Origin of the sequence: Streptomyces sp. NPDC059788 (assembly GCF_042732265.1) — a bacterium.
GTDB lineage: Bacteria > Actinomycetota > Actinomycetes > Streptomycetales > Streptomycetaceae > Streptomyces.
Genome location: NZ_JBHWHY010000062.1, coordinates 51,382 through 58,378 on the forward strand (window position 1 = coordinate 51,382; position 6,997 = coordinate 58,378).

At 72.1% G+C, this 6,997-nt stretch carries 6 protein-coding genes; 4 read left to right on the forward strand and 2 right to left on the reverse strand.

Annotated elements, in window-relative coordinates; all coding sequences use genetic code 11:
• Positions 1-74: 74 nt before the first annotated feature.
• Both ACFV57_RS37510 and ACFV57_RS37515 read right to left on the reverse strand, forming a co-directional pair.
• Positions 75-1,853: an SDR family oxidoreductase gene (locus tag ACFV57_RS37510; RefSeq protein ID WP_385241973.1), complete on the reverse strand. Its 1,779-nt coding sequence runs from the start codon at positions 1,851-1,853 to the stop codon at positions 75-77.
• Positions 1,850-2,728, reverse strand: coding sequence for a M24 family metallopeptidase (locus ACFV57_RS37515; protein WP_385241976.1), 879 nt, complete (start codon positions 2,726-2,728; stop codon positions 1,850-1,852). The genes ACFV57_RS37510 and ACFV57_RS37515 overlap by 4 nt, the downstream gene beginning before the upstream one ends.
• Before the next feature lie 252 nt (positions 2,729-2,980).
• On the opposite strand from ACFV57_RS37515, the gene ACFV57_RS37520 reads away from it, so the two are divergent.
• The 4 genes from ACFV57_RS37520 (at position 2,981) to ACFV57_RS37535 (ending at position 6,826) form a co-directional block, all read left to right on the forward strand.
• Positions 2,981-4,135 (forward strand): ABC transporter ATP-binding protein, encoded by a 1,155-nt coding sequence (locus ACFV57_RS37520; RefSeq protein ID WP_385241998.1) that lies wholly within the window; start codon positions 2,981-2,983, stop codon positions 4,133-4,135.
• Complete coding sequence (locus tag ACFV57_RS37525) at positions 4,125-5,036, forward strand: ABC transporter permease (protein WP_385241978.1); 912 nt, start codon at positions 4,125-4,127, stop codon at positions 5,034-5,036. Before ACFV57_RS37520 ends, ACFV57_RS37525 begins: the two co-directional genes overlap by 11 nt.
• Before the next feature lie 70 nt (positions 5,037-5,106).
• Positions 5,107-6,018, forward strand: a complete 912-nt coding sequence (locus tag ACFV57_RS37530) for an ABC transporter ATP-binding protein (protein WP_385241981.1) — start codon at positions 5,107-5,109, stop codon at positions 6,016-6,018.
• A 16-nt stretch (positions 6,019-6,034) separates the two neighbouring features.
• Complete coding sequence (locus ACFV57_RS37535) at positions 6,035-6,826, forward strand: ABC transporter permease subunit (RefSeq protein ID WP_385241984.1); 792 nt, start codon at positions 6,035-6,037, stop codon at positions 6,824-6,826.
• Positions 6,827-6,997 lie beyond the last annotated feature (171 nt).

The following is a 6,997-nucleotide window of genomic DNA, read 5'->3' on the forward strand; positions in this document are numbered from 1 at the left end:
ACGTGAGGGGGGGCGGGGCCGGGGCGGCGCGGTGGTGCGCTCGCCCCGGCCTGCCCGAGCCGTGGCGCACGCGGCTACACGGGCGGCTCGACGCGGGCGAGCGCGCGCAGCGCGCGCGGGGAGAAGCGGGATATCAGGTGGGCGCCGCGCGCCTCGGGCGTGACGGGGACGACCGCCTCGTTGCGGGCCACGGCGCGCAGGATCGCGTCGGCGACCTTCTCCGGCGGGTAGTTGCGCCGGCCGTATGCCCGGGACGTGCTGGTCCGGCGGCGCTTCTCCTCGTCGGCCGAGACGCCGGTGAAGCGGGTCGTCGCGGTGATGTTGGTGTTGACTATGCCCGGACAGACGGCCGTGACGCCGATGTCCTGGCCGGCCAGTTCGGCGCGCAGGCACTCGCTGAGCATGAGCACCGCCGCCTTGGACGTGCCGTAGGCGGAGAGGATCTTCGAAGGCTGGAAGGCGGCCGCGGAGGCGGTGTTGACTATGTGCCCGCCCTGCCCGCGCTCGGCCATCTGCCGGCCGAAGAACCGGCAGCCGTGGATGACGCCCCACAGATTGACGTCCAGGACCTTCTTCCAGTCCTCGGCGGTCGTGCTGAAGAAGGAGCCGGACAGGCCGATGCCGGCGTTGTTGACCAGGACGTCGAGGGTGCCGTACTCGGCGGCGACCTTGTCGGCCAGCTTCTCCATGGCGGCCTCGTCCGAGACGTCCACCGTCTCGGCCCACGCCTGTGGGGCGCCGACCAGCCGGGCCAGGTCGGCCGTACGGGCCGCGCCCTCGGCGTCCCGGTCCACGGCGACGACGCGCGCTCCCGCCTCGGCGAAGGCGAACGCGGTGGCCCGCCCGATGCCGCTGGCCGCGCCCGTGACCAGCACCAGCCGGCCGCCGAACCGGTCGGCGTACTTGCCGGCGGCGACGATCTCCTTGGCCGGGTCGCCCTCCTCCTTGGACGTCACGAATTCGCCGATCCAGGACACCAGTTGGTCGGGGCGCGTACGCGGCACCCAGTGCTTGGCCGGGAGGGTGCGCCGCACGAGCTGCGGAACCCAGTGGCCGAGGTCGTCGTAGAGCCGCTGGGACAGGAAGGCGTCGCCGGTGGGGACGATGAGCTGCACCGGGCAGTGGGCGTAGGCGTCGGCGCGCGGGCGGCGCAGCCTGGCGCGGACGTTGTCGCGGTAGAGCCAGGCGCCGTGTGCGGCGTCCGTGGGCAGGGACGCCGTCGGGTAGGGGCCCGGCGGTACCTTCTCCACCCGCTGGAGGATCTTCGGCCAGCGCTTGCCGAGCGGCCCCTTCCAGGCCAGCTCGGGCAGGACCGGGGTGTGGAGCATGTAGACGTACCAGGACTTGGCGCCCTGGCCGAGGAGTTGTGCGGCGCGGCGCGGGGTGGGGCGGGACGCGCGCTTCTTGATCCAGTGGCCGAAGTGGTCCAGGGACGGGCCGGACATCGAGGTGAAGGAGGCGATCCGGCCCTCCGTGTGCGGGACCGTCGCGAACTCCCAGGCCTGCACCGATCCCCAGTCGTGGCCGACCACGTGGACCGGCCGGACCGGACTCACCGCGTCCGCGACCGCGAGGAAGTCGTCCGTCAGCTTCTCCAGGGTGAAGCCGCCGCGCAGCGGCTTGGGCGCCGTCGAGCGGCCGCAGCCCCGGACGTCGTACAGCACCACGTGGAAGCGGTCGGCCAGGCCGCGGGCCACCTCCGACCACACCTCCTTGCTGTCCGGATAGCCGTGCACCAGCACCACCGTGGGGCGCTCGACGTCGCCCAGCTCGGCGACGCACAGCTCCACACCGCCCGTACGGACCCAGCGCTCCCGCGCGCCTTCCAGCCCGGTCTCCGCTCGCGTGGTCATGCGGCCTTCTCCTCCTGCCAGCGCCGCACGTGCGGCAGATCGTCGTCCAGCCAAAAGGCGCTTTCCTGCGGGTCGGCGGAGTCCGTCACGACCAGCAGCTCCTCGAACTTCGCGCCCGTGCCCCGGAAACCGAGGTGTGGTTCGACCGCCCACAGCCCCGGCTGCGGCGGGTGGTCGGAGAACCTGTACGGGCTCCACAGCGGCGACCAGCCGTCGCGGTGGCCGTGCAGCGCGTCGGAGGCCAGGCCCTTGAGCGACTGCGTGCCGAACCCGAAGAGGGTGGGCGACCAGCGGCGGGGCTTCACCCGGTCGACCTTGTGGGCGATGACGCCGAAGGGATAGGCGCGGTGCCGGTTCGCGTACCCCTGGCGGATCATGAGCCGCTCGACGTCCTCGTATATCTCCCGCAGCGGGCGGCGCTCGCGCACCTCGCGCAGGATCAGCTCGCGGTGCGCTTCGAGGTCGGCCAGCAGCCGGTCGTGGACCGGGTTGAGCCCGAGGCAGCCGGAGTAGCCGATGTCGGCGGTGAAGCCCTCGTGGACCGGTGCCATGTCGAGGATGAAGGCCATCCCCGGCTCCAGGCGCCGGTTGGTGGGGAAGAACTGCAGCGGTATGCGAAAGCCCGCGAACGCCGTGCGGTCGCCGAACCAGGCGAAGGGGAGGTGGAACCAGTCCCGTACGCCGCGCTCGCGCAGCCACTCGCGCTGCATCCGCGCCGCGTCGCGCTCCGTCACCCCCGGCCTGAGCTGCGCGGCGACCGCCTCGGCGCAGGCGTACGCCAGTCGCTGCACCTCCTTGAACCCCCGCAGCCCGGCGGCGGGTTCACGCGCCCCGCCGCTCCTTCGGGCCAGTGCGGCCCCTGTCGCTGAGGTCATCGCCAACCGTCCGTCCCGTAAACCGACCATCGCGGTACGTGCCCGTAACTTGACACTGATGAATGTGACAATGCTCGGCGGCGACGTCAAGGGGTCGGTCCGAGCCTGTGGAAAACCCTCCCGGGCCCCCGGCTCCAGGGGGCCGAAAGCGGGAGCTCCCCTACGGGCCCCTACACCTGTGGTCGGACTCCGATCCAGCCGCCAGGTCTGACGACCGGTGTGGTGCGCGCCACTACCGTCGTTGACGTGACTGTGATCGTGACCGAAAGCCTGAGCAAGCGGTACCCGAGGGTGACCGCGCTGGACCGGCTCACCGTTGACATCGGCCCCGGGGTGACCGGTCTGGTCGGGGCCAACGGCGCCGGCAAGTCCACCCTGATCAAGCTGCTGCTGGGCCTCGCCCCGGCCAGCGAGGGGTCCGCGACCGTCCTCGGCCTCGACGTGGCCGAGCAGGGCGGCGCCATCCGCGAGCGCGTCGGCTACATGCCGGAGCACGACTGCCTGCCGCCCGACGTCTCGGCCACCGAGTTCGTCGTCCACATGGCACGCATGTCGGGCCTGCCGCCGACCGCCGCCCGCGAGCGCACCGCCGACACGCTGCGGCACGTCGGCCTCTACGAGGAGCGCTACCGCCCCATCGGGGGCTACTCGACGGGCATGAAGCAGCGGGTCAAGCTCGCCCAGGCCCTCGTCCACGACCCGCAGCTGGTCTTCCTGGACGAGCCGACCAACGGCCTCGACCCGGTGGGCCGCGACGAGATGCTCGGCCTGATCCGCCGCGTGCACACCGAATTCGGCATATCGGTCCTGGTCACCTCACATCTCCTGGGCGAGCTGGAGCGCACCTGCGACCACGTCGTGGTCATCGACGGCGGCCGGCTGCTGCGCTCCTCCGCCACCGACGACTTCACCCAGCTCACCGCCTCCCTGGCGGTCGAGGTCACGGACACCGACGAGCACCCGGACGGCACGGCGGCGCTGCGCGCGGCCCTGGCCGGCGCCGGTGTCGCGGTGACGACCGCGGCTCCCGGCTCGGAGAGCGGCGCCTCCGCCGCGCACGTGCTGTACGTGGAGGCCACCGGCGAGGAGACGTACGATCTGCTGCGCGACACCGTCGCCGGCCTCGGCCTCGGCCTGGTGCGCATGGAACAGCGCCGGCACCGCATCTCCGAGGTGTTCCAGAGCGCCGACGAGACGACCGGCACGCAGAACACCGGCGGCGCCGCGAGCGCCCCGAACACCGACCAGCCGGCGGGCGCCCGGAACACCCACCACGCGGCGAGCGCCCCCGGCACCCACGACGCGCCCCACCCGGACGGCGCGCAGCCCGCGGCGGCCCGCCCGGCCGCCCCCGCGACGACCGCCCACCGGGCCGGCAAGGACGGAGGCGCCCCCGATGCCGCCTGAGACCAGGAACCCCGCCACCGCCGGAGCGGCGCAGGACGTCATCCACGACATCGGCTACCGCCACTTCGACGGCCCCCGGCTCGGCCGTGCCTACGCCCGCCGCTCCCTGTTCTCGCAGAGCCTGCGCGGCGCCTACGGACTCGGCAGGTCCGCCAAGTCCAAGGTGCTGCCGATGCTGCTGTTCGCCGTGATGTGCCTCCCGGCGGCCATCATGGTGGCGGTCGCGGTGTTCACGAAGATGAACGACCTTCCGGTGGCGTACACCCGGTACGCGATCTATCTCCAGGCGGTCATCGGCCTCTACCTGGCCGCCCAGGCACCGCAGTCCGTCTCCCGCGACCTGCGCTTCAAGACGGTGCCGCTGTACTTCTCGCGTCCCATCGAGCGCGTCGACTACGTGGTCGCGAAGTTCGCCGCGATGGCGAGCGCCCTGTTCGTCCTGACCGCCGCCCCGCTGCTGATCCTGTACGTGGGCGCGCTGCTGGCCAAGATGGACTTCGTCGACCAGACCAGGGGGATGGCCCAGGGCCTGGTCTCGGTGGCGCTGCTCTCGCTGCTGTTCGCCGGCGTCGGTCTGGTGATCTCCGCGCTGACCCCGCGCCGCGGCTTCGGCGTCGCCGCCGTCATCGCCGCCCTGACGATCCCGTACGCCGCGGTGAGCGCCGTACAGGGCATCGCCGCCGTACAGGGCCAGGAGGGGGTCGTCGGCTGGCTCGCCCTGTTCTCGCCCGTCACGCTGATCGACAGCGTGCAGGCGACGTTCCTCGGCGGCACCGCGTCCTTCCCCGACCAGGTCCAGCCGTCCACGGCCGCCGGGCTCGTGGCACTCCTGGTCACGCTGGGCGCCGTCGCGGGCTCGTACGCCCTGCTGATGCGCCGCTACCGGAAGGCCGGACTGTGACCGCCCGACCCGCGCCCCCGAAGGCGCACCCGAAGCCCGCCACCAGCTCCCGAAGGAACGGGCCGCGCCCATGACGACCATCCAGATCGACCACGTCTCCCGCTGGTTCGGCAACGTCGTTGCCGTCAACGACATCACCATGACCATCGGCCCCGGCGTCACCGGGCTCCTCGGCCCCAACGGCGCCGGCAAGTCCACTCTGATCAACATGATGGGCGGCTTCCTCGCGCCCTCCGGCGGAACGGTCACCCTCGACGGCCGCACCATCTGGCGCAACGAGCGCATATACCGCGACATCGGCATCGTGCCCGAGCGCGAGGCGATGTACGACTTCCTCACCGGACGCGAGTTCGTCGTCGCCAACGCCGAACTGCACGGCCTGGGACGGGCCGCCGCCCAGCGGGCGCTGGCGACCGTCGAGATGGAGTACGCGCAGGACCGCAAGATCTCCACCTACAGCAAGGGCATGCGCCAGCGCGTGAAGATGGCGTCGGCGCTGGTCCACGACCCGTCCGTGCTGCTGCTGGACGAACCGTTCAACGGCATGGACCCGCGGCAGCGGATGCAGCTGATGGACCTGCTGCGGAGGATGGGCCAGGAGGGCCGTACGGTCCTGTTCTCGTCCCACATCCTCGAAGAAGTCGAGCAGCTGGCCTCGCACATCGAGGTCGTGGTGGCCGGACGGCACGCCGCGTCCGGCGACTTCCGCAAGATCCGCCGCCTGATGACGGACCGGCCGCACCGCTATCTCGTGCGCTCCGACGACGACCGCGCCCTCGCCGCGGCCCTGATCGCCGACCCGTCCACGGCCGGCATCGAAGTGGACCTCCAGGAAGGCGCGCTGCGCGTCCAGGCCGTCGACTTCCCGCGGTTCACCGCCCTGCTGCCGCGCGTCGCCCGCGACCACGGCATCCGGCTCCTGACGGTCTCGCCCTCCGACGAGTCCCTGGAATCGGTCTTCTCCTACCTCGTCGCGGCCTGAAAGGAGCCTGGAAGCGATGTCAGCGACCTCATCGGTCCGGCCGGACCCGTCCCCGGCACCCGCCGCGGGCCCCTCGGCGGCCCCGCCGGTCTTCAACCCCACCGTCGCCCGGCTCACCTACCGGGCCCTGCTCGGCCGGCGCCGCGCGCTGATCCTCTTCGCGCTGCCCGCCCTCCTGATCGTCATCTCCGTCGCCGTACGGGCGCTGGCCGGCGCCGACGACTCCACCGCCAACGGCGTCCTGGGCACCTTCGCGCTCGCCACGATGGTGCCGCTGATCGGCGTGATCGCCGGTACGGGCGCGATCGGACCGGAGATCGACGACGGCTCGGTGGTCTATCTGCTGGCCAAGCCGCTGCGCCGGTCCTCGATCATCTTCACCAAGCTGGTCGTGGCGATCGGTGTGACGGCCACGTTCTCGGCCGTGCCGGTGCTGATCGCCGGGTTCGTCCTCAACGGCAACAGCCAGCAGATCGCCGTGGCGTACGCGGTCGCCGCGGCCGTGGCCTCCGTCGCGTACAGCGCGCTGTTCCTCTTCTTCGGCACGGTCAGCCGCCACGCGGTCGTCTTCGGCCTGGTCTACGCCCTGGTGTGGGAGACGCTGTTCGGCAACCTGGTGCCGGGCGCGCGGACGCTGAGCGTGCAGCAGTGGGCGCTCGCGGTGGGTCAGAAGATCGGAGCGGAAGGCGCGATCACCTCCGAGGTGGGGCTGCCGCTGGCGGTCGTCCTCCTGGTGGCCGTCACCGGGCTGGCCACCTGGTACGCGGCACGCAAGCTGCGGACGCTGACGCTGGCGGGGGAGGAGTAGCCCCGACGACTCGCGGACCGCTGGCTCGGAGCGGGGCCCGGCTGCCTGATGGGCGATGCCGTTGGTTAATTCGGGCCTTGTTGCTTCGCCCCGCTGGTCATCCAGTGGGGCGAAGCTCTTCGAAGTGGCTGGTGCGGGTTCGGGCTCTGGGTGTGCTGGTGAGCCAGGCGT